This window comes from Sphingomonas immobilis (genome assembly GCF_030580995.1).
GTDB lineage: Bacteria > Pseudomonadota > Alphaproteobacteria > Sphingomonadales > Sphingomonadaceae > Sphingomonas > Sphingomonas immobilis.
The window spans coordinates 47,699-68,526 of record NZ_JAUQSZ010000003.1; the positions used below are offsets into that span (position 1 = coordinate 47,699).

The 20,828-nt window shown below is 61.1% G+C and carries 20 protein-coding genes and 2 pseudogenes; 9 read left to right on the forward strand and 13 right to left on the reverse strand.

Going from position 1 to position 20,828, the window contains the following annotated elements; genetic code table 11:
• Nucleotides 1–4: 4 nt before the first annotated feature.
• Complete coding sequence (locus Q5H94_RS05420) at nucleotides 5–1,219, reverse strand: acyl-CoA dehydrogenase family protein (protein WP_304560512.1); 1,215 nt, start codon at nucleotides 1,217–1,219, stop codon at nucleotides 5–7.
• Entirely contained in the window at nucleotides 1,216–2,316 is a 1,101-nt protein-coding gene (locus Q5H94_RS05425; RefSeq protein WP_304560220.1) for an acyl-CoA dehydrogenase family protein, read from the reverse strand. The genes Q5H94_RS05420 and Q5H94_RS05425 overlap by 4 nt, the downstream gene beginning before the upstream one ends.
• Nucleotides 2,317–2,470: 154 nt before the next feature.
• On the opposite strand from Q5H94_RS05425, the gene Q5H94_RS05430 reads away from it, so the two are divergent.
• Both Q5H94_RS05430 and Q5H94_RS05435 read left to right on the forward strand, forming a co-directional pair.
• A complete protein-coding gene (locus tag Q5H94_RS05430; RefSeq protein WP_304560221.1) occupies nucleotides 2,471–3,034 on the forward strand; it encodes a TetR/AcrR family transcriptional regulator in 564 nt (187 codons plus the stop codon).
• Nucleotides 3,015–3,800, forward strand: a complete 786-nt coding sequence (locus tag Q5H94_RS05435) for a thioesterase family protein (protein ID WP_304560222.1) — start codon at nucleotides 3,015–3,017, stop codon at nucleotides 3,798–3,800. The genes Q5H94_RS05430 and Q5H94_RS05435 overlap by 20 nt, the downstream gene beginning before the upstream one ends.
• Before the next feature lie 46 nt (nucleotides 3,801–3,846).
• Here the strand turns inward: Q5H94_RS05435 and Q5H94_RS05440 are convergent, their stop codons facing one another.
• On the reverse strand, nucleotides 3,847–4,497 hold the full coding sequence (locus tag Q5H94_RS05440) for a TetR/AcrR family transcriptional regulator (protein ID WP_341850089.1): 651 nt from the start codon (nucleotides 4,495–4,497) through the stop codon (nucleotides 3,847–3,849).
• On the opposite strand from Q5H94_RS05440, the gene Q5H94_RS05445 reads away from it, so the two are divergent.
• The 5 genes and pseudogenes from Q5H94_RS05445 to Q5H94_RS05465 all read left to right on the forward strand — a co-directional run bounded on the left by Q5H94_RS05445 (nucleotide 4,496) and on the right by Q5H94_RS05465 (nucleotide 7,718).
• Nucleotides 4,496–5,431, forward strand: coding sequence for an alpha/beta hydrolase (locus Q5H94_RS05445; RefSeq protein WP_304560224.1), 936 nt, complete (start codon nucleotides 4,496–4,498; stop codon nucleotides 5,429–5,431). The two genes, Q5H94_RS05440 and Q5H94_RS05445, sit on opposite strands and share 2 nt — an antisense overlap.
• The gene (locus Q5H94_RS05450; RefSeq protein ID WP_304560225.1) at nucleotides 5,428–6,180 is read left to right on the forward strand and encodes an SDR family NAD(P)-dependent oxidoreductase; all 753 of its coding nucleotides are present in this window, start codon (nucleotides 5,428–5,430) and stop codon (nucleotides 6,178–6,180) included. Before Q5H94_RS05445 ends, Q5H94_RS05450 begins: the two co-directional genes overlap by 4 nt.
• 93 nt (nucleotides 6,181–6,273) lie before the next feature.
• Nucleotides 6,274–6,474: pseudogene (locus Q5H94_RS05455) on the forward strand (IS6 family transposase); the annotation flags it as partial.
• 429 nt (nucleotides 6,475–6,903) lie between these two features.
• On the forward strand, nucleotides 6,904–7,080 hold the full coding sequence (locus tag Q5H94_RS05460) for a hypothetical protein (RefSeq protein WP_304560226.1): 177 nt from the start codon (nucleotides 6,904–6,906) through the stop codon (nucleotides 7,078–7,080).
• A gap of 185 nt (nucleotides 7,081–7,265) precedes the next feature.
• Complete coding sequence (locus tag Q5H94_RS05465; RefSeq protein WP_304560227.1) at nucleotides 7,266–7,718, forward strand: hypothetical protein; 453 nt, start codon at nucleotides 7,266–7,268, stop codon at nucleotides 7,716–7,718.
• 13 nt (nucleotides 7,719–7,731) lie between these two features.
• Here Q5H94_RS05465 and Q5H94_RS05470 read toward each other — a convergent pair whose 3' ends face one another.
• Nucleotides 7,732–8,682, reverse strand: coding sequence for a hypothetical protein (locus Q5H94_RS05470; protein ID WP_304560228.1), 951 nt, complete (start codon nucleotides 8,680–8,682; stop codon nucleotides 7,732–7,734).
• A 132-nt stretch (nucleotides 8,683–8,814) separates the two neighbouring features.
• On the opposite strand from Q5H94_RS05470, the gene Q5H94_RS05475 reads away from it, so the two are divergent.
• Nucleotides 8,815–11,202 (forward strand): putative bifunctional diguanylate cyclase/phosphodiesterase, encoded by a 2,388-nt coding sequence (locus Q5H94_RS05475; protein ID WP_304560229.1) that lies wholly within the window; start codon nucleotides 8,815–8,817, stop codon nucleotides 11,200–11,202.
• Between the two features lie 255 nt (nucleotides 11,203–11,457).
• Here Q5H94_RS05475 and Q5H94_RS05480 read toward each other — a convergent pair whose 3' ends face one another.
• The 6 genes and pseudogenes from Q5H94_RS05480 to Q5H94_RS05505 form a co-directional block, all read right to left on the reverse strand.
• Entirely contained in the window at nucleotides 11,458–12,849 is a 1,392-nt protein-coding gene (locus Q5H94_RS05480; RefSeq protein ID WP_304560230.1) for an alginate export family protein, read from the reverse strand.
• Nucleotides 12,846–13,667 (reverse strand): sulfurtransferase/chromate resistance protein, encoded by an 822-nt coding sequence (locus Q5H94_RS05485; RefSeq protein WP_304560231.1) that lies wholly within the window; start codon nucleotides 13,665–13,667, stop codon nucleotides 12,846–12,848. The genes Q5H94_RS05480 and Q5H94_RS05485 overlap by 4 nt, the downstream gene beginning before the upstream one ends.
• A 276-nt stretch (nucleotides 13,668–13,943) precedes the next feature.
• A complete protein-coding gene (locus Q5H94_RS05490) occupies nucleotides 13,944–16,019 on the reverse strand; it encodes an ATP-binding protein (RefSeq protein WP_304560232.1) in 2,076 nt (691 codons plus the stop codon).
• 414 nt (nucleotides 16,020–16,433) lie between these two features.
• A complete protein-coding gene (locus tag Q5H94_RS05495; protein ID WP_304560233.1) occupies nucleotides 16,434–16,805 on the reverse strand; it encodes a hypothetical protein in 372 nt (123 codons plus the stop codon).
• Nucleotides 16,806–17,543: 738 nt separating this feature from the next.
• Nucleotides 17,544–17,786, reverse strand: a pseudogene (locus tag Q5H94_RS20485) (hypothetical protein); the annotation flags it as partial.
• A 776-nt stretch (nucleotides 17,787–18,562) separates the two neighbouring features.
• Nucleotides 18,563–18,793: a hypothetical protein gene (locus Q5H94_RS05505; protein ID WP_304560235.1), complete on the reverse strand. Its 231-nt coding sequence runs from the start codon at nucleotides 18,791–18,793 to the stop codon at nucleotides 18,563–18,565.
• A 264-nt stretch (nucleotides 18,794–19,057) separates the two neighbouring features.
• On the opposite strand from Q5H94_RS05505, the gene Q5H94_RS05510 reads away from it, so the two are divergent.
• A complete protein-coding gene (locus Q5H94_RS05510; protein WP_304560236.1) occupies nucleotides 19,058–19,213 on the forward strand; it encodes a hypothetical protein in 156 nt (51 codons plus the stop codon).
• Between the two features lie 288 nt (nucleotides 19,214–19,501).
• On the opposite strand, the gene Q5H94_RS05515 is transcribed toward Q5H94_RS05510, so the two are convergent.
• The 3 genes from Q5H94_RS05515 to Q5H94_RS05525 all read right to left on the reverse strand — a co-directional run bounded on the left by Q5H94_RS05515 (nucleotide 19,502) and on the right by Q5H94_RS05525 (nucleotide 20,692).
• Nucleotides 19,502–19,645 (reverse strand): hypothetical protein, encoded by a 144-nt coding sequence (locus tag Q5H94_RS05515; RefSeq protein WP_304560237.1) that lies wholly within the window; start codon nucleotides 19,643–19,645, stop codon nucleotides 19,502–19,504.
• Nucleotides 19,646–19,698: 53 nt separating this feature from the next.
• Entirely contained in the window at nucleotides 19,699–19,860 is a 162-nt protein-coding gene (locus Q5H94_RS05520; protein ID WP_304560238.1) for a hypothetical protein, read from the reverse strand.
• Between the two features lie 163 nt (nucleotides 19,861–20,023).
• The gene (locus Q5H94_RS05525) at nucleotides 20,024–20,692 is read right to left on the reverse strand and encodes a PEPxxWA-CTERM sorting domain-containing protein (RefSeq protein WP_304560239.1); all 669 of its coding nucleotides are present in this window, start codon (nucleotides 20,690–20,692) and stop codon (nucleotides 20,024–20,026) included.
• Between the last annotated feature and the right edge of the window lie 136 nt (nucleotides 20,693–20,828).

Below are 20,828 nucleotides of genomic sequence, written 5' to 3' on the forward strand. Positions count from 1 at the left end.
AGTATCAGCCGGTCACGGCGCGCGAGGTGCGGAATGGCACGTCGCGATCGAGCTCGATCTCGCGCGGCAGGCCGAGCACACGCTCGCTGATGATGTTGCGCTGGATCTGATCGGTTCCGCCACCGATCGACGTCATATAGGCGTTGGCCGTACGGTAGTTGACGTCGGCCGCGCGCTCGTTGTCAGCGCCGTCGAGCATGCTCGCCGCTCCGAGGATCTGCGTCATCACGGCGGCATCGGTGTGCAGGATACGCGACATGGCGAGCTTGCCGAGCGACATGATCGGCGATGACGTGCCCTGCGCCATTTCTTCCTTCGCGCGCGCGACATTGAGCGCGTTGAGCTGGCGATAAGCTGTTGCCCGCGCGATTTCCTGCCGGATCAGCGGATCGTTGATTTTCCCGGCTTCGCGCGCGATATCGATCAGGCTGACGACGTTGCTTTTGCTCGAGCCCTGGCGCCGCTCGCCGGCGCCATCGCCCATGATCAGGCGCTCGACCGCGAGCGCGGTCTGCAGCACTTTCCAACCTTCGCCTTCCTTGCCGACAAGGTTCTTTGCCGGCACAACGGCGTTATCAAGAAACACCTCGTTGAAGTGGCTGTCGCCCGTGATCTGGTTGATCGGCCTGATCTCGACGCCGGGCTGGCGCATGTCGATGAAGAAGAAGCTGATCCCTTGGTGCTTGGGCACGTCCCAGTCCGTCCTGGCGATCAACAAGCCGAAATCGGCCTTGTGCGCGCCGGACGTCCAGACTTTCTGGCCATTGACGATATATTCGTCGCCCTTGCGCTCGGCGCGCGTGCGCAGCGCGGCGAGATCCGAACCGGCGCCCGGTTCGCTGTATAGCAGGCAGTTCGTATATTTGCCGGTCAGAAAGCCCGGGATGAGCCCGCGCTTCAGCTCGTCGGTCCCGAAGGTCATCAGCGTCGCCGCCGAGATATTGGTGCGGTCCTGTCCTGCACCGGGCGCGCCGGCCTTGCGGAAAGCGGCAAGGACGGTGCGGGCATCATCCTTGTCTAGACCGCGGCCGAACCATTCGCGAGGCCAACTCGCGACCGCCCATCCCGCTTCGAAGACCTTCTCCATCCATCCACGGATGCGCCCGTCCGCATCTCGCGGCCGACCATTCTCCTTGTCCCAATGTTTCGTCAGGAAGGCTTCGACTTCGGCGGCGACGTCGCCCTCGACGACCACCGGCTGGCTAAGAACGTCGTTCATGCTGCAGTCTCCAGAGCCGAAACATAGCGGTCGCGGTGATAGGCCGACGCACCGAATAGCTGCGCATCCACCCGCGCTCGTCGTAAATAGAGATGCGCGGGATGTTCCCACGTAAAGGCTATGCCGCCGTGCATCTGGATCGCCGCCGCAGCGACCTGATGAAAGGCGTCGGCGCATGCAAAAGCGGCGAGGCTCACCAGTGCGGCCGCATCGGGCGTACCCTTCGCAAGCGCCTGCGCGGCGGCACGTGCCGCCGACGTGGCGGACTCGACCTCGACCAGCAGGTCTGCCGCCATATGCTTGAGCGCCTGGAAACCGCCGATCGGCCGTCCGAACTGCACGCGCGTGCGAAGATACTCGACCGTGATGTCGAAGATCCGGCGCGCGGCGCCGGCCTGCTCCCCCGCCAGCGCGACACGCGCCAGATCGAGCGTCCGCTCGACCGATGAACTATCGACGCCTGCGAGCACCTTTGCCGCAACCTTGTCGAAGCGGATCCGCGACAACCGGAGTGTCGGATCCCAAGCCTGCAGAGGCTCAATCGTCACGCCGCCGGCTTTCGAATCAACCTCGAAAACGGCTACACCGTCGCCGGCTATGGCGACGACCAGCAACACGTCGGCGATGTTGGCCGAAAGGACGTAGCTCGCCGTGCCGCTCAACCAGCCGGCCGTCGCAACGACGCCGATATCGTCGCGCGTCCACAATCCGTTGTCGCCCGTCACCGCGACGGTGGCGATGGTCTCGCCGGAGGCGATCGCGGGCAGCAGGCGCGCCTTGAGATCCGCGTCGGAGGATTCCGCGAGCAGCGCGACGGCCATCACACCGCCCGACAACAAGGGAGCGGCCAGCAAGGCGGCGCCCGCCTCCTCCATGATCGTCTCGACATCGAGGATACTGCCACCGACGCCGCCATGATCGGGATCGACCAGCAAGCCGGCGATGCCCATGTCTGAGATCGCCTTCCATAAATCCGTATCATGCCCGCTATCGGACGCCATGGTCCGCCGCAGATCGGCCTCGCTCGCTTTCTCGGACAGGAGCCGCGCGAAACCCTCGCGGATGGCGGCCCGCTCCTCTATCCCGATCGTGGTCATGCGAATCCTCTCGTGACGTTCCGTAGCCATTTACCAGACGGTCACCGTCGGTATATCGATTGAATAAGCGATGCAAGAGACTCCAACCGATAGCGACGAAGCTCGGGCGACGGGACGCGGACGACCGCGTGACCCCCGGATCGAGACGCGCATATTGGATGCGGCGCTCGTCCTTTACGGCCGCCAGGGGTGGCTCGGGTTCAGCCTGGATGGCGTCGCGCGGGGCGCGCGGGTCAGTAAGGATGCTCTGTATCGGCGCTGGAAAACCCGGGAGGCGTTGCTTCAGGACGCACTGCACCAGCGGTGGGATTGGGTCGCAACGATCAACGAGGGCAATGTGCGGAGCGATCTGCTCGAACTCGGCGCACGCACTTTCGATACGTTCGCTGGTCCTTATGGTGAGGTCGCGCTGCAGTTGCGCGCGGACGCACGGCGCTTCAGCGAGGTTCGATCGTTCGCCGAGCCGTATCGCGAGCTAATGGTCCATCAGGGCCGCGGCATTGTGCGTCTGGCTATTCAGCGTGGCGACCTGCCATCGTTTGCGAACCCCGGCATAATTATGGATCTGCTGGTCGGCGGCATTATCAATCACATCATCTCCACGCCGCGACGCCTGCGCGACGCGATGCTCGCCGGCGGTCCCGTGTTTGTGCGAACGATGGTTGATCTTGTGCTGGCCGGCGTGCAGCAGATCACGCATGACGAAACCGGACACTGATACGGCGTGCTTCGCGGCGGAGGATGGCGGTTACCGGCCGCTGAACTTGGCGCGAAGCTATTGGGGTCGGGATGCGCTGGGCGGTCGCGCCGTCGTGGGGCTGCTGGGCTATGAGATCGAGCGGCTGCATGGCGCCGATACGCTCGTACCGGCGCGGCTCACAGTCGACATGTATCGCCTCGCGCCATTTGCCTCCCTACAGATCCGGTCGCGCGTCATCCGGGACGGGCGACGTCTGCGCCTGGTTGAGGCGGATCTGATCGCCAACGGAGAAGCGGTGGCGAGAGCATCCTGCCAGTTTCTCGCGCCCACACCCCCGCCGGCCGGACGCGTCTGGTCGCCCGCACCCTGGAATCCGTCGCATCCCGATACGATCAAAGACGAGAAGCGAGAAAAGCGCGGCGCGTTCGAGCAGCGAACGGTTTCGGGCCATCTAGGCGCCACAACCGAAAAGGGCTGCTGGATTCGCGAGCGTTTCGCTCTCGTCCAAGGCCAGCCCTTCACGCCGTTTTCGCGCGTTGCCGCCGCGGCGGACTTTGCCAGCCCCTATTCCAATATGGGAGATGCCGGCATCCGCTACATGAACACCGATGTCACCATCCATCTCCACCGCGTGCCGACCGCGGAATGGATCGGCTTCGAGGTCACGGGGCACGAGGCATCACAGGGAATCGCCGTCGGCCATTGCCGCTTGCACGACCTCGATGGACCGATCGGCTACGTTAGCTGCACTGCAATCGCCAACGAGCGACGACCGTCGTCATAATGAGAAGTAAGTAAAGCAGCCCAGCGGTTGCGCGCCGACACTAGAGCTAAGGTCGTGGGCCATTGATCGCACTTTGCAGCGATTGCTCAAGCCAGCGACGCGTATCTGCGTCGATCCCGTTTGCAAAAACATCAAGCGGCAGCAGCTTCCAGTAAGTGAAGAATCCGCTGCACAACATTGATACCCGCGCGGCGCGAAGTGCGCCATCAGCGCCACCGATCCAGCGCCCGAGGGGTGCAACCACACGCTCGTCGAGCGTTGACAAGACAATCACCCGAGCCGTCGGATCGGTCATCGCCAACAGCATTATCAGGAGCGGGTTAGGCGAATCACGTTCCCCATCGAGGAAATGCGCTACGACATGCTGACCGAAGCTTTCATGCGGCGTATCCAGCATGCGGTCGATATCCAGCGCCTCGGCCAGCGCGGCTGCGAATAGCCCCTCCTTCGACCCGAAGTAGCGGCGCACCAGGGATGCGTCGATACCAGCAAGTGCTGCGATCTCGCGTACACCACCGCCGGTATAGCCGACAGTTGCAAACACGCTCTGCGCTGCCGCAAGAAGTTCAGAGCGAGTCCTCACGGCGTCCCTTTTTCGCGGCAAGTCCTCAGCTGTTGACATATAAGTAGCCATGCCGCCATTAAGGCGTCGAAGAGCGCCGTGCGCAAGCGGTGACGAGGTGGGAGGGCAGGACATGACCTATATTCCAGTCAGCATTGACGTAACCGAGGCACTGCCGGTGGATGTCACCGAAGGTGAGAAAATCGCCATTGCCGCCTGGATCTTTCCGGCAACCGGAACCCCGCCACCCGTGCCAAGCGTGGTCGCGCTGCTCAACGGCGGGAGCTACGACAAGCGCTATTTCCATGTCGAGGTGCCGGGCCGCACGGGCTATAGCGTAGCTGAAGAACTCGCATCGCGGGGCCATCTCGTCATCCTCCTCGATCATCTTGGCGTCGGCGAGAGCTCGCGTATCCCGACGCAGATGAAGGCGACGCGGCAAATATGCGCGCTTGCCAACCACGCAGCCGTACTCGAAATCCACCAGCGTCTTGCGAACGGTACGCTCGATCCCGCGATCCCAGCGATGCCGCAGTTTCTGAAAGTCGGCGGTGGCCACTCGATGGGCGGCTTTCAGACCATCACCCAGCAAGCAGAACACGCGACCTACGATCGTGTCCTTATCCTCGGTTACACCGCCATCGGCGTTCACCTGACCGTGGGCGGTCAGCAGGTCCCCGCTGAGCGGCCGATTGACCCCGCGATGGGCGACTATTGGCTGCTCGACCATGCCGGCATCGCGGAGAGCTTCCACTGGGACGATGTGCCGCGCGACGTGCTCAAGGTAGACGAGGAACTCGCAGTCGAGGTGCCGACGTTGCTATCGAACCAGTCGACCCAGATAGGCATCGTCTCCGATGACGCCGGTCGTATCACCGTGCCGGTCTATATTTGTCTCGGCGAACGGGACGTATCGCCGCGTCCTCATGACGAGCCAAGTTACTACAAGCGTTCAGGCGACGTGACGCTGCATATCCTGCCGAAATCCGGTCACTGCCAGTCCTTTGCCAGCACGCGAATGCAGATGATCGACCGCATCGATGGCTGGATCAGAAGCTTGCCGAAATGAGGGGCGGCCATCTCGCCGATCGGCGCGCCCTGATAACGGGCGCGGGAAGTGGCCTCGGCGCCGCAATCGCAGGCGTGTTCGCGCGCGAGGGTGCGCGGCTGGTCCTTGTCGACAGAAACGATACCGGGCTGACCCAAGTCGCCGGCAAGCTAGGAGACGCGGTATCTCATACTATCTGCGCCGATCTGAGCGATGCATCCGTTTGCGATAAAATAGTGCAGGAGGCGGTTGCGACCTTCGGCGGTCTTGACATCCTCGTGAATAATGCCGCAATCCTCCACTTCGCCTTGTCACCCGACGTCACGCCCGAGATGTGGGACAAGACGCTGGCGGTAAACCTCTCCGCGCCGTTCCACCTCATTCGCTCGGCTCTCCCGCATTTGCTTGCCGCCTGCGGTAATGTCGTCAATATCGCTTCGTCGGGCGCGATCATCGGCACCGCTTACACCACTGCCTATTCGACGGCGAAGGCGGGGCTGATTCACATGACCAAATGCCTTGCGATGGAATATGCGCGCCAGCCGATCCGGATAAATGCGGTTGCGCCGGGCGCGATGCGAACCAATATCGGCACTGACCTTTCGATCCCGGATGCAGCAGATCGAGACCTGATGGCGCGCTATAGCGGGCTCCGCCCGGCGGTCGACCCGATCGAGGTGGCAGAACTGGTCGCATTTGTCGCCTCGCCGCGCGGATCGGCAGTTCATGGTGCCTGCCTAAGCGTGGACGGGGGAGTCACCGCGGGTTAGGAAAAAGGCTCATCGGGGGCCATCGGGATGTAAGAGTAATACGGCTCTGTCAAACCAAATGCACTGGGCGTTAGGGAGCGCACGGTAAGCGGCGTGAATGTCTCGCCCCGTCAACGCGCCAGGCCGTTCCGCTACTTCCGCTCGTCGCCTGAGGTGATTCGGCTGGTAGCGCTGATGTGTGTCCGCTTCCCGCTGTCGTTGCTAAACGTCGAGGACCTGCTGTTCGAACGCGGCATCGATATTTGCCACGAGACCGTGCGGCATTGGCGGAACAGGTTCGGCCCGATGTTCGCGGGCAATAACGGCGTTTCTGCCCACGGGTGCGTCCGAATGAGCTCGGACATCGCTCCCTCACCAAACAAGATGGCGAAATTGCTTTTCTGAGGTTAAGTCGCGGTCACCAGACCCTTTGATCGTAAGACGCCACGCTGCGCAACGTTCGTGAAGCCCTGTCGCAGAGTCCATCGAAGCGAGAAGATTGCCAACGGTCGCCAGCTCACAAGTTTGCGGCTCAAAGCTTTTTGAGGATCGGTCGCAGCCTTACGGATTGCAATGTCCGGTTCTCACCGCCGCGGCACGTTCATTTCGATGAGGCCGAGACATTACATGTGCTGGAAGGCACCTTCGACTTCGAAATGTACGGGAGAAATCGCTGATCGTCGGCGCTGGCGATGTCGTGCACGCGCCGGCATCCGCACAATAGTTGCCAAAACGAAAGACCGCTTGCAACCCGCCGCAGAGGTTCATCGGTCGACTGAGCCAACGGCTGCTTTTGGCATCATTGGCAAGACGCTCGAACGACTGAAATTAGGGCGCAAAGTCGCCGCCGGCTTCGGCCATTTTGGAACGCCCTCTTCCGCCTTGATCCTTGCATTTTTAATCAGTTGTTTTGCCGTCTGAAGGCAGACATGTTTGCATAGCATTTCGGGAGCATGGGACGATGCGGGCTGTTTGTCGGGCTTGTTGCGATATCAGCAGCGGCCGCGTTTCCCTGGAAAACATCTGCCCAACCGACAACGCGCCTATGCGGCCCGGTTGAAGAAACAGGCTCAGCATGCCTGCTTGCGAGAAAAGAACTCCCCGCCTTGGCTGCCGGCAAAGTCTTTTGGCACCTTGATCGGTTTTCATCAAAAAACTCCGCCGAGCGAGTTGCCATCGCAAGCAGCGTGATTGCGGATGCGTTTGGATCGACCCGGCTTTTCACCCTAGCGAACGCGGGATGGCGGTCGCGCGGCGGCAAACATATAACCACTGTCGGCCCTCTTCCGGTCGCGCCTGCCGGCACCTATGCCGTAGAATATCTCCGCTCCATCTTCAGCCTCGGCACCACGGCGCCATTGCATGTCCACTCGGGGTCGGAAGCATTCTACGCCGTCAAAGGCGATACTTGTTTTGAGACGCCGGACGGCGTTCAAATCGGGCAGCATTTGTCAGGGGAAACGAGGATACAAAGTCCACTACAAACTCAGCAAAAATCTAGCACGACCGCCTCGCCTTTACGGCGAGATACTCTATCTTTGATTGCTTTCCAACTATAGAGATGCCCTGCATTCAATTACCTGAATAATTTTGCGCTGGTATGATGGTCTTTTTAGCCGAGGAGAAACAGCGGACCTCGTCCAATATTTCCTGCAGTCGCTGGATCGCTATATCAATGCTTTCCATATCGGAGCGATCTGAGCGGTTGCCGTCCAAGTGCATTTGACCGACCGCATGGTGACAGTTCTCAACCAATTCGGCCAAGGGTGCACGACATTCTGCCTCGAGTCTAGAGATGCTCGCGAGACGGGCCGCCTGAAGCTTGCAAAGGTCTGTTACGCGACAGTCCAACGTATCGGCGGCCATCCGGCATTCGGCTGCCTCAAGTGCCAATTCGTCTCGTGAATCCAGACTACGACCAAGTTCGATCGCCATCATGGCAATATAGGCGCAGGCTGAAACGATTGAGATCAAAGCAAGCCAAGTTTTTACGCCCTGCTCAATTTCCTGCCCCGGCGGCAATGAGCCAAGCAAATGTACGAAAGCAACCGTCTCAACTCCCAAGATTAACAGCATCAACAGCCACATCTTGATTGGCGGTGTCAGATAGAAGGATGCGAGCAGCGGCACAAATACAAGCCATAGAAGAAACGGTGATTTCAATCCGCCATAGGCATAGCTCGCCCAGAAGACGGTTACCGTCAGGTGCTGCAAAGACAGCAAGCTCAGCGCCCTATGGGACCCGCCAGCAGCCAAAATTGGCGGGTACAACCAAAAGAGAGCAACAAGGGCCGAATAAGCCAAAAGGCGCCCGTCTGGCGCAAAGCCAAGAACCAGGAGCACGATACTGAGGCATAGACCGATGCATGGTCCATAAATGTGACTCAGTACGAACATTCGGGTGCAGCGCTGGTCAGGCGCACCGTGAACGGCTTCGGCCGCCAAGGCAGCAGGGGCGGTTTCCATCGAAGCAGCCTTCAGACGATCGATCACCGAAGAAGGAAATTTGCTCTGCCTGATCAAGCCCTTGCACCTCCGTGTAACCCGCAGTTAACGCCAGCGGCTTAATGGACCGTTATGAGCGGCGACGTCCTTTCCTCGCTTTGGGTTAACGCAGCATCGCGGAGCCGATCGGCGCGGCTCCGGCGTGACCCTTTGTCATCCGACGACATCCGGGCGCGCAGCTTCTTCATTCTCCATGCTTTTGGGCCGCTGTTCGGTCTGACGGTATGCGGCGTGCTGATCACAGTTGATCCCTCGCCGATTTCTGTCGGCGCGCTGTCGGTTTTGGCGGTGGTTCTGCAATGGCTGATCCCGAGCCTCGCGCGACGGCATCTGGAGAAGGCCGCTTTCCTTTCAGTGATGTTGATCAGCGGGATCAGCCTCACGGGGGCCTACTTTTTTGGTGGTATCAGCTCCCCGTTCTCGCCTTGGATCATCGTGGCCGTGCTGCTGGGTTTTCTTTACATTCCCGGGGCAGTGCATCGATGGACTGTTGCAATTGCGACAGAGGGCCTGCTTTTCGGATTGGCGGACTTGCTTTGGCCTTCGCCCACGCGGCTATCGGCGCCTGATCTTGGCTTTCTTTTCATGGCCTCGGCCTTCACAGCCACTTGCTATGTCGCGGTCATCGCGGTCTATTTCGGCCGCGTCCGGAAGGATGGATCCAAGCTTGCGCGGATCGCGCGTCGTCACGACGACGTTGCGCGCGCGGCTCGCCAGACGATTGCTGAGCTCGAGGAAGACGACCGCCGCGCCGTCGCCTTTATGGCGCGGATCAGCCACGAATTACGCACATCCCTGAATGTGGTCGTAGGCTACAGCGAATTGTTGCTGGAGGAAGCCGAAATTGACGAACGCGATCATGACGCGGCGCGCCTGTGGCAAGTGATGACCGCCAGCCGCAACCTGCTCACAGTCATCGCGGATAGCGATCGGCTAGCCGGGCCAACGCCGACGGTAGGCGTAAGCCTCAGACCATCAAATGAACTGCCTTCGACGCAGGTTATGGGAGCGCGCCCAGATTTGAGGAAGTGGCGGCGGACACTTTCTGACGGCGCGCTTCCGATGGCTGTTTTTGCTTTCGCTTCTGGGGTTGCGACTGTGGCCGCCCCAACTGTGCTCCTGGCGACCATTCCAGGCTGCCTTGTGCTTGGTGGGCTTGCGATCCTTCTACGTAAACGAATGGCGGCGGCTCCGGACGACACGCCTGATCCCTTGACTGGCCTGCCACGTCGCACGGTTGTCATGCGGGCGCTAGACCAATGCCTTTCGGGTACGCGCGCGGCGTCGGCCGCTTTACTTTTCGCCGATCTCGACGGGTTTAAGGAGATCAATGACGGTCTCGGCCATGATGTTGGCGATCAGCTTCTTGCATCCATTGCGGCGCGCTTTTCCAGCGTTATGCCGGATGGAGTGATCCTTGCGCGTTTCGGTGGCGACGAATTCGGTGCTGTCGCCTTGGGCGATGACGCACAGTTGGTGTTGGAAGCATTCGCGACCGCGATCATCGACGCGCTGGTCGCGCCGGTCCAGACCGCAGAACACTATTTGAGCGTGGGCGTATCTATCGGCATCGCCTTTGGCCATGCTGGTGAGCACTCTGGTAACGAACTGCTGCGCCGGGCCGACATTGCGATGTATCGAGCAAAGAAAGACAAACGCGAGCCAATCCAAATTTTTCACGCCGAAATGGACGAAGGGCTCAATTTCCGTCGAACGATGCGCCAGGGCTTGGAGGAGGCCCTGTCCGGGAACCAGCTGGATCTACATCTGCAACCCGTGGTCGATGCGCGCAATGGCACACTCACCAGTGCCGAGGCGCTGCTACGCTGGACTCATCCTTTGCTTGGTCCGATCTCGCCCGCCAAGCTGATCGCGCTGGCGGAGGAAAGCGGGCAGATCGTCGCCGTCGACGACTGGGTTCTTGAGCGCGCGCTTCAACACATTAAGCAGCTCGGTGACGTGCCCGTCGCGATCAATATCTCGCCGGTTCAGTTTCGCCGTCGCGACTTTGCACGTAAGATTGTCGACCGGCTCGAAGCGCATGGTGTATCGCCCGGCCAGCTCCGGCTGGAGATCACCGAAGGCGTGCTGGTTACTCATACGCGCGCCGCAGGGCGCGCAATTGCGGAATTGCGCGAGGCCGGCATCAAGATCGCTCTCGACGATTTCGGCACGGGATATTCGAGCCTTAGCTACCTCAAGGATTTCGGCTTCGACTTTCTGAAGATCGACCGCGGCTTTATCCGGGCACTTGACGATGGCCGTCAAGGTGCGGAATTGCTGCGCGCAATTGTCGATCTTGGGCACAGCTTGTCGATGCGCGTCATTGCTGAAGGCGTCGAGACCGCCGAACAAGCCGGCGCCGTGCAGCTCTTCGGATGCGATTACATCCAAGGCTATTTCACCGGCCGGCCGATGCCGATTGACCAGTTTCAAGACTGGCAAGCGAATGCCGCAGTCAGAGAATTGCATTCGCTGGCCCCTCATAAGCCAGATATTGGCAACCTAGGATATCAGGTCAGCCAAGTCGTCAAATAGACTTAATCTGGTTAGAGAACGATGTTGTGCGATTTACGCGACCGACAGGAAAGCTTCTGCAGTCGGTGCGACACGTCCATGACGGTGGGCGCGACGGTTTGGACATCCCCTTAACGCGCGCGTCTTGCAGGCGCAGGTCGATTGGGACCGAGTCCTCGTACGGCAAGGCGTTAGCCGCCGGGTCTTGGCCAGTGCCTCATTCGCACCATGGGCGCTCCTGGCAGGCATGTGCGCGTTCTCATTGGGTATCTTTGCTTAAATATATGCGGTTACGTTGATAGATAGATATCTGGTATCGCCAGTGGCCGGGGCGTTCGGCGCGTTGAGCAGGAACCGGCCCTTAGCAAGCCACACGCCGTCCACCTCGAACCGCAAACGCTCCGGCACGATCCAGGCGCGGACGCGCGCATCGAATTGCTGCCCGGCGAAGCTTCCGGAAGCCCCTGTCGCGTCGCGGACGCCTGTGCCGGAGAAGGTGTCCGTGGGTTCCGCGAGCCAGAGCAGGCGGTAGTTAAACATCACGTCGAACCGCTTGCCGGGCGTCGCCTCAACACGCGCGCCGGGCGTGACCACGTTGGTGCGCGCGATTGTGTTATAGAGCCCGACCGGCCCGAGATCCGCGCGGCGCATGCCGAACAGGCTGTCGAACCGGGTATAGGTCCCGCCCGCCTTGTCGCCGGACGCGATGTCGAACTCGGCCGTCAGTCGTGGCTTCCACCCGCCGGAGAAGGTGTAGCCGAGATCCGCGTGCGCGAACCACGCGCTGACCGGCACACGCGGCGCGCCCGCGAGATTGGTGGTGCTGATCCCGCCCGACTGGTAGATACCCTCGACCTGATAGTGGATGCGGCCGGGCTTCGGATCGCGCACCACGCGGGCATCAACCGTGTCGAGCGACCGGTCGCGCGTCGGGCGGCCCGGCGCATCGCGCTCGCCGAGGTGGAAGAAGCCGAGTTCGACCGTCGCGTCGCCGACCGTCCTGGCCCGCGAGACGAGGCCGCCCCAAAGCACCTGATCGAAACTCTCGCGGTCCAGCCCGCTTTTGTTGTCGAGCAACGAGGGCAGGTCATCCGGCAACCGCGCCTGCGGCAGTGTATAGACCAATGTCGCCTTTACCCCGCCCCTCAGCCCGAGATCGGCGCGCAGGCCGGTGAAGGCGTTGGTCGTGTTGCGATAATCGTCCGCCGCCACGAGACGCCGAGAGCCGAGATCGAGCAGGAAGCGCCCCGCCTTCACCGTCAGCGCCGTGCCCGCGCCGAACGGATGCGCGATATCCGCCGCGACCCACGCCTGCACCGGCTCGAGCGTGTTGACCTCGTTGGTCGAGATCGGCGTGCGCGCATCGGCAAGCCAGGAGCGGCTGTCGTACACCTCGGCACCGATGCGGAGCGGTCCTGTCTTGTAGGTGGCGGTCACTATAGTGCGCAGGTCGATCAGCGCATCGCTCGCGTTGAATCCGGGCCGCACCTGCCCGTCGATCGTTTCATACCGCAGCCGCATCGACGCGCCGATATCGAGGCCTTGCTTTGTGGGTGGCGGGTTCTGGGCGCGGGCCGGCGCGCCCTCGGCGGCACTACAGACCGCGATCACAAGAAAGATCGCCCGCAGCCGCGAGGCCACGCCTCGCTTCACTGTCGCGCTGGTCATGCCGCGGTCTTGGCGCGGGTCGGCGTGTGCGAGGTCCAGTCGTGTTTTTCGTCGCGGGCATCGCGGCACCAGCGGTAGAGCGCGTCGTAGACGAGCATCCCGGCCTCGAGCTGGGCATAGTCATCGGAATATGTTCGCGACAGGCCGAGCGAGATCGCCAGGAGACCAGCCGCTTCGGGCGCGACCTCCAGCCGGTCGGTGTCGGCGCCGCGCACGATCGTCGCGAGATGCGCCGGCGATGCATGATCGGACAGCCCGAACGCTTCCAGCATCACATCGAACGTGCAAAGCTCGCCGCGATGGCTCCAGCGCACACGGTCGTCGGGGATGTCGAACGGCTCGGCGTGCTGCTGCGTCGCGACAGTCAGCACCTCGACCGGTGCGACGAACAGGAACCGCGCCGCGGGATCGACGAAGCGGCGGATAAGCCACGGGCAGGCGATGCGATCGACCTTGGGCCGGGCGCGCGTCACCCACCACGTCCGCCCGTCGTCGTGGCGCGGCGGCAAGGCACCCAGCGAAGCCGTGAGATGGCTGCCCGCGCGCGAAGCACTGAAGCCGCCTTCCAGCGCCTCGACGGCAAGACCGTCGCTGCGCAGCACCGTCGCGATCGATGCTCCGGCCGAACCATCACTATCGACGATTACGACGCCGCCATTGATCTCGCGAGCCCATGTCAGAGGCGACGCCACATCGCGTAATATCGATCCGGGTACGGCCTGTTCGGGGTGGGCTCTAACGTCGATGATCGTCGGCGATCCCGGCAGCCCGATCAGACGGGCGAGTTTATCCGGAGCAATTTGATTACTGGCAGGCATGGCGCGTCCTCGTCGATCATCTGGACGCGATGCTTCGGCCGAAGCCTCGTGGGGAGATCGCGGTCCCCATGTACTCAATAAAGCGGTTGAGTTGCCCGGCTGTCAAGCGGCGGCTTTTGGGCTATGGCTAGAAAGCCTGAGCGGCTGAAATTGAGGCGCAAAGCCGCCGGAGCAATGGTTTTAAGGCGCGTAGCAGTCACGGCGCACTACCGGCTTCGCGCGACCGCGTTTGCTGACACTCGCGCAGTTCTGCGAACGCCGGACCGAGAGCGCAGCTCAGGCGTCGAGCAGCGTCCTGATCCTGACAGCCAGATGTTCGATCGCGAAAGGCTTGCGCAACAGCTCGACCCGGACACCGCCCACTTCGCCAAGCGCTGCCTCTTCACGGTCGTAGCCGGTTGCGAAGAGGACTTTGAGATCGGGATGCGCGCGCCGCGCTGCATCGGCAAGCTCACGGCCGGTCATGCCAGGCATGACCATGTCGGTGAACAACAGCTTCACGCCAGGTTGGGTCGCCAGGATATCGAGCGCCTCGGCACCGTTTGAAGCATGCCGCACGAAATAGCCGAGTTCGCGTAAAGCCTCGACGTTCGTCAGGCGCACCATCTCTTCATCCTCGGCGACGAGAATGATCTCCTCCGGCGATCCCGTTGGCACCATAGGACGAAGTTCGGGCACCTCTTCATTTTCTGCGGCCAGCCTTTCGCTGCGGGGCACCAACATCTCTACAGTCGTGCCTACGCCAAGTTGCGATTGGATCCGCACGCGACCGGCCGACTGATCGATAAAACCGTAGATTTGCGACAGTCCAAGCCCGGTGCCGCGCCCGACTTCCTTGGTTGTGAAGAATGGCTCGAAAGCCCGACGGATCGTTTCGGCGGACATGCCCTCGCCATTGTCGATGATCCGTATGCGCACATAATCCCCGGCGGAAAGGTCGACGCGAGCCGCTTGTGAAGAAGACAAATTCACGTTTGCGGTTGCGATGATCAATTCGCCGCCTGTCGGCATCGCGTCGCGGGCGTTCGCCGCCAGATTGACGATCGCATTCTCAAACTGACCGCGATCAATGAGGACGCACCAGACGAGATCCTCGAAGTCGAACCGAAGTCGGACCGTCTCGTCAAGCGTACGGCTCAGTAAGGGCGCCATGGACTTTAGCAGATGATTGACGTTGGTGACGACAGGTTCGAGCTTCTGGCGCCGTGAGAATGCGAGCAATCTTCGTGTGAGCTCGGCGGCGCGATTGGCCCCGTCCATTGCATTGTCGATATAACGATCGACGTCGTCCCGGCCGCTCGCGCGGCGTCGCCGCGCCAGGTCGAGGCTGCCGATGACAATCGCCAGCATGTTGTTGAAGTCGTGCGCGATTCCGCCGGTCATCTTACCGACCGCCTCGAGGCGGAGCGCCTGCTGCACGCGTTCGTCGGCTTTGCGCTGCGCCACCATCACGCGCATCAGCGTCCAGACGAGTCCGACCGCAAGCGCGATGCTGATGACCAGCGCGACGGTCGACGCGAAGTTGGACCACCACAAGGGCGTATCGAAGCGCGCCTTCGGCACAGCGACATGCGTTGACCATCCGGTGATCCGGGATGTCGAGAACGCCGTGTAATTCGCGAGACCTTCGAAGGTGACGCCCTGATAGATACCGCGCTGACCGCCCCGGATGGCGTCGAGCACGAAATGTGTGGCAGGTTTGCCGACACGGTCCGCGAAATTTTGCGTGCGGGCAATGAACCTGCCCGACCCGTCGACGATCGCGCTTGTGCCCTCGGCCGGCGCGCGCGCGATTAGTTCCTTCTGAAAGATCGCAGGATCAAGGATGATCCTCATGACGTATCGGATCGCGCCATTGCGCCGAACCGGCGCGTCGACGGCGATACACGGACAGCCTTCACCCGACCTCGTGATGCTTTCGAACGCGAGTGGCGCCGTTGCCAGGCGCTTGACGATCGCCGGATCGACTCGGAAGGGCTTACGCTCGCCAAAGGGCCGGCGAAGGTCGAATATTTCCTGACCGCTCTGCGTGTCGATCAGACGGACCGACTTCCAGTCGTAGTTGAGCGCCCGCAACTCCTGCGCCCTTACATAGGCACCAGCCCAATCGTCGCGCTTTACGGTTGCGGCGCTCGCGAGGGCCAGCGCCGAGGCGCGCGTCCGCTGCATGTTGCCATCGAGCTCGGCCATAATGGCATCGGCCTTGGCGAGCGTCGCGGTCTCGAGCGATTGACGCTCCGCCCGGTACCCAAACCCGAATTGTAAGGCGACGAAGATCAGCGACGGCAGCAGGATGGCCGCAACGAGCAACGTGAGAGTGATTTTGTTCGCTGTCACGGTCTTGTCGGCCATGACTACTTTTCGCGTTGCGGCGTGCAAACGGCAAGGCGAAAGCTTGATGAGAGTAGGGCAGCTTTTGAGAACGCTAAGCGATTGTGCGAACGGCCGTATATGGGGTGCCCAGCCGACAGGCAGCAAATACCAGAAACTGCCAAGCGACTCTTGGGCCATGAGCTGCCTGACGGCTTCCACGCGCTCACTTGTATGAAGCAGCCCGGTGCGGCGGCCTGAATACGACGGTTTACCCTGAACGAGTCAATTTGCGCAGCGGCTTGTGCGCCGCCACTTCGAACGTCAATCAAGTGTTTAGCCGCAATTGCATCGTGTTGCGCGGGATGCCGTAGCGCTCTGCAACATAAGCAGCGCCTGCTATTTGCTTGGAAAATACTGCCCTCGAGATGGATGGGCATAGCGGCAGCCATCAACTTATTCGGCGTCAACACCGCCTCTTGCGGCGTCATTCCCCTGCCGAACGCCTAGGCAAACGGTCGCGACAGGCACGGCGTAAGCAGACGCGAGCGCGTAGAGGCCACAATACGTGACGCCTTCTACGATAACCGCCTGGGCCTCGCGCTTTGCCTGCGCTGCCAACCGCTTGGTATTGCGCGCCTGCTCGACCGACGCCTGACGGTCGGCGCGGTCGACCCAAAAGAAATTGGCGGGGCCATAAGAACGGGTCCTATCGGTACGCTCGAAGTCGCAATTAGGCCGGTCGCCGCCGACATCGGCGGCGAAGGCAGGAAAATCTGCCCAGCGCGGATCGCAACCCTGGATGCTGCTGGCTGCGCGTGCGCGCACCCCGACCCAGCACTCATGGAGCGGCGTCCCGGTCTAACCATGACTGCGATTTGTTGGAAAAGCTTTCAGCGCGAACCTGGTAACGAGAGCGAAATTGTCGGGGTCGAACGGCTGGGTGCGGTCCGGCCGCATCAGGATGATCCCCGTCTTGACCCCTGCTCCGACGGCCGCGCGGAAAATAGGATAATCTAGCCATGCCTGATCGATCTCGAACCCCTGCCGGCGGGCAACATTCTTCATCGACTGCCAGCGTTTATAGACGGGGATGCGATGATCGTCATGAGGGCATGCTTGGTACCGTGTAGGCCGACTAGTCGGCTGAGGTCCGCCTGCGTGCCCAGTCAAAGTTAGCCGGCCCCAGGCCTGATGCCAGTCTTTGGGGATCATGACCGCGCAGTGGCTGCAGCTCGCCGCGATGTCGGCCTCGAAGCGATCGAAGTCGCGCCATTCCTCGACGGCACCGCGGTCGTCAGGCTTTTCGGCCCGGCACAGCATGGTCCGCCAGCGCCGGCAATGGAGTGTACTGACCTTGGGGTGATCGACGAACGAGGCGGGCTGGATTTCGAAGTCGTCGGGGCCCCACGGTTTGGTTCGGTCCTTGCGGACGGGGCGGTCCTCGCGTGAGCGTTGCGAGATCGGCCGCGAAGCGCTCCCAGTCCTGCCAGCCGGCGCCCAACTCCGAGGAGGCATTGTTCCGCATCGCGCGCCAGCGGCTCCACAAAAAGGTGCCGGCGACATTCCGCGCATTCGCAAGACGCGCTGCCGACGGATATCACAGGCGAACATCGGACCGAACCTGTTCCACCACATCCGTACAGTTTCATGAATGATGTCGATGCCGCGCTCGAACAGCAGATCCTCCACATTCCGCGACGACAGCGGGAAGCGAACGCCAATCATCATCACGAGGCGGTTCACCTCGGGTGATGAGCTTAAACGCCGAAACGGACTGGGTGGTAGGGCTTGAGATTTGCGGCTCATCCGATCCCGGCATCATCGAACACCGCTGTGTGCCACGTTGCTTTGACAGCGCCCGATCGAGGCTTGGCGTTTGCTTCCAAATGATATACAGACTGAATAGTCCCGAAAGGGGGGCACCGTTGCTGCAGCGACTTTCCGGCCGGTTGATCTGGAGCGTCGTTCTCCTGCGACCGCCGCTCTGAATGTTGAAGCGCTCGCTTCAGCGAAGTTCGAAGGCATGGCGTAGTTGCTGAGAGCTCGAAGCTCTGCCCGCGCTGGAACCGGGGGACGTGCGCGAGCAGAGCGAGCAAAAGGCCATACATCCGACCTGCTGCCCTTCTGTGCGATATTGGTTAAATTTTTGTCACCGAAGCAGCGATGCCCGAGCCGTCGCACATCGCCAATGCTCGCGCCCTTGAGCAATGGGCTGGCGATCTGCACGACCGTGCGGCCGACATATCTGACCCGTCGCGGTGAATTGCTCGATCCGACGCGCTGACAGCCGAAGGCGAGCGCATCGCTGGTGCGGTGCGCGCTGTGTTCCGGTGAAGTAGAGCTTACCGGCTGCTGATTATGCGGCGGTGATTGTCAGTCTTCGGCATATCCGCGGCGCAGCTTTGCGACCCGATCTCGGAGATCGTTCCAGCTGATATCGACTGGCGCGTGAGGCACGTCTCTCATGGCAAGTGTCAAATGTAGACCGGCAGATCCCGTGTCGCTCCGCCAAATGGCTTTGATCGCCCTTAGTATCTGATCCTTCGCAAAATCTTGGCGAGGGGCTTTGCTGAGAACGTCGATCATGTTTTCCAGTAGGGCCGGTGCATGCGCGCGTCGCTCAGGTTCGTCGCGGTTTGCCACCCAAAGGTGAAGCGCGTCCTCAGCCGCGCTTCGCGCTCGTAAATTGTCTTCCATGCCCCCTCCGTCATGAAATCTTGCTGCGTGATCAACACGATGCGGTTTAATCCGGTTGCATGCAGTTGCGACGATTCGCAATCAGTTCGCATCGGTTCGTCGTCACAACCGTTCACGCCCTAACGTCCGACCGTCCGGGACGACCCGGTAGGCCCGCCTCGGTACCGCCTCCCGGCCTACCGAAGCGGCGAGGTTTAGCTCGGAGGCGCGTATGGCCAAGACATGGCAGCGTAATTGGCTTGATAATCGCATCCGTGGCCGAGCAGGCCAAGTTGCACGCAAGGGCCGTCTCGCCCGCACCAACGGCTTGTGCGAGCACTGCACCAAGGCGGGGCGGGTGACTCTCGCGACCAAAGGCGATCACATCAAGTCGCTGGCGCATGGCGGCGAGGACGTCGCCGACAACACGGGGCAGCACCGGCGACGATCCGGCGTTCACGCGCGCGCTCGTGCTGGCGCGGCTGCCGCTCTACATGTGGACCAAGCCGGATGGGCATAGTCTGGCGGTGCTGACGGCGGCACGGGCGATCGTCTGATCCGGGCAGGCCTGCATGCGTTTAAATCGCGTGACTCAAAAACTAGAATATTTCTATCCGAATGCGCTCAATGGAAGATCGCGGTCGCAGAGTGAATCAGGGCTGCCCAAAGCACTAGCGATGCGGGGGCCGCCAGCAGGATTCCGTGAGCGCCAAACGGATGGCGTCGGGCGCGAGGGACGTGCGAACTGAAAGCGGTGGGACTTGGCGACACCGCGCCAGTTGGCTTTGCCACTTTCTCTCTCCTAGACCGATTCACCGTTTCTCCCGTTGACAGCTCCCCACATTCTATTTGTTTTGCAACGGTTTTTTCTTTTGAGCATGGCGCACTTTCAGTGCGCCGCAGCGCAGGCACCGCGAGACGGTGGTGCCCGCGCGCGCAGTTTCCTTGGTAATCCAGCGATGTATCCCGAACTGGCAGAAAAAAATCATCCGTCGACCCCTGTCGCACCGCAGCGCTTCGAAGGCAGAATAGTTCCTGCCGGTCAGCGGGGCGGGTCGAACTCAGGCTGCTCGCCGAGCGCCGCGTCGATCATGGCACTCCGATCACGGATCGCTGTCACGCTTTTCTGGCCACTGCCGAGCCACGCGGCTTTCATCGCTTCGGTAGGCTCGCGCATCGCCTCGATGATGGCGCGCGCTTCCACAACATGTACCTGCCAGCCAAACCACGTCAGCCAGGTAACGTGACCTTCGCCGATGCAGACTTCATCCGGGTCTCGCCATTCGAGCCTGCAGATTTCGGGTGCAACCTTTCGATCATCGTTTTAAGCATGGATCTCCTTGACGCAGTAGAAGCGTTTTAAAACTTCAGGCCAAAGACAACGCTTGATCCTTACGCCTTGCCCGCCGAACGGCGCTGCCGATGAAACCGAATCCACTAATCATCATCGCCCATGATGCTGGTTCTGGCGCAATGGCAGCTGCGAATACGGCCGAAAATTGAAGATCGTAATTATTAGCAAAAGTGTTTACTACCGCGCCCTCAGGATTGCCGCTGCTGCCGAGGTTGAAGTAACTGCCGCCGGAGTAATATTCCCCCGTATTTCCCACGTTGATAGCCCGAAACGTGACGGTGCTTGAGCCCGGATTTGCTGAGTAGGGCGTAATAGCAAAGGCGTAAGTATCACCGGCAGTGGTGGCGACGTTGATGTTGTTTAACGTCAACGTACCAGATGCGAGCGGATTAAATTGGGTGAGATATAGCTGCTGGCCAATCGTAGAAGTCGCAGCGTTGTAATCATAAACGCCAAAGCTGTAGGTGCTTGCCGGATCGCCACTGAGCACCTGCAAGGACACAGTTTGGAGCGACTGACCCGGCGACGTTATGGATTGACCTAATGCAAGGTCTGGCCTCGCCACCAAGAGCGATCCACCTTGGCCGTTTCCGGTGCCAATAGTCGTTGTTTGTGCTTTGGCCGGGACCACAGAAATCAACAAAAGCAGGCTCGCTGCACCAATTAGTCGCGTCAACGCCATTGCTCGAGTCCCCCAGTTCGTTTGTGGCTACATAGGTTTACCGACCTGGGAACCCCAGCAGAATCTTTGCGGTAAGCTTTAGTGCGGGCTGATGTAAGTGGTCGGTCCACCCACCGCGCTCAAAGCCAAATCCCTC

Coding starts and splice junctions, on each gene's coding strand:
- Q5H94_RS05420 (WP_304560512.1), bottom strand. CDS start 1,219: ATGAACGACGTTCTTAGCCAGCCGGTGGTCGTCGAGGGCGACGTCGCC.
- Q5H94_RS05425 (WP_304560220.1), bottom strand. CDS start 2,316: ATGACCACGATCGGGATAGAGGAGCGGGCCGCCATCCGCGAGGGTTTC.
- Q5H94_RS05435 (WP_304560222.1), top strand. CDS start 3,015: ATGACGAAACCGGACACTGATACGGCGTGCTTCGCGGCGGAGGATGGC.
- Q5H94_RS05445 (WP_304560224.1), top strand. CDS start 4,496: ATGACCTATATTCCAGTCAGCATTGACGTAACCGAGGCACTGCCGGTG.
- Q5H94_RS05440 (WP_341850089.1), bottom strand. CDS start 4,497: ATGTCCTGCCCTCCCACCTCGTCACCGCTTGCGCACGGCGCTCTTCGA.
- Q5H94_RS05450 (WP_304560225.1), top strand. CDS start 5,428: ATGAGGGGCGGCCATCTCGCCGATCGGCGCGCCCTGATAACGGGCGCG.
- Q5H94_RS05480 (WP_304560230.1), bottom strand. CDS start 12,849: ATGACCAGCGCGACAGTGAAGCGAGGCGTGGCCTCGCGGCTGCGGGCG.
- Q5H94_RS05485 (WP_304560231.1), bottom strand. CDS start 13,667: ATGCCTGCCAGTAATCAAATTGCTCCGGATAAACTCGCCCGTCTGATC.
- Q5H94_RS05490 (WP_304560232.1), bottom strand. CDS start 16,019: ATGGCCGACAAGACCGTGACAGCGAACAAAATCACTCTCACGTTGCTC.
- Q5H94_RS05510 (WP_304560236.1), top strand. CDS start 19,058: ATGGCGGCGAGGACGTCGCCGACAACACGGGGCAGCACCGGCGACGAT.
- Q5H94_RS05515 (WP_304560237.1), bottom strand. CDS start 19,645: ATGATTTTTTTCTGCCAGTTCGGGATACATCGCTGGATTACCAAGGAA.
- Q5H94_RS05525 (WP_304560239.1), bottom strand. CDS start 20,692: ATGGCGTTGACGCGACTAATTGGTGCAGCGAGCCTGCTTTTGTTGATT.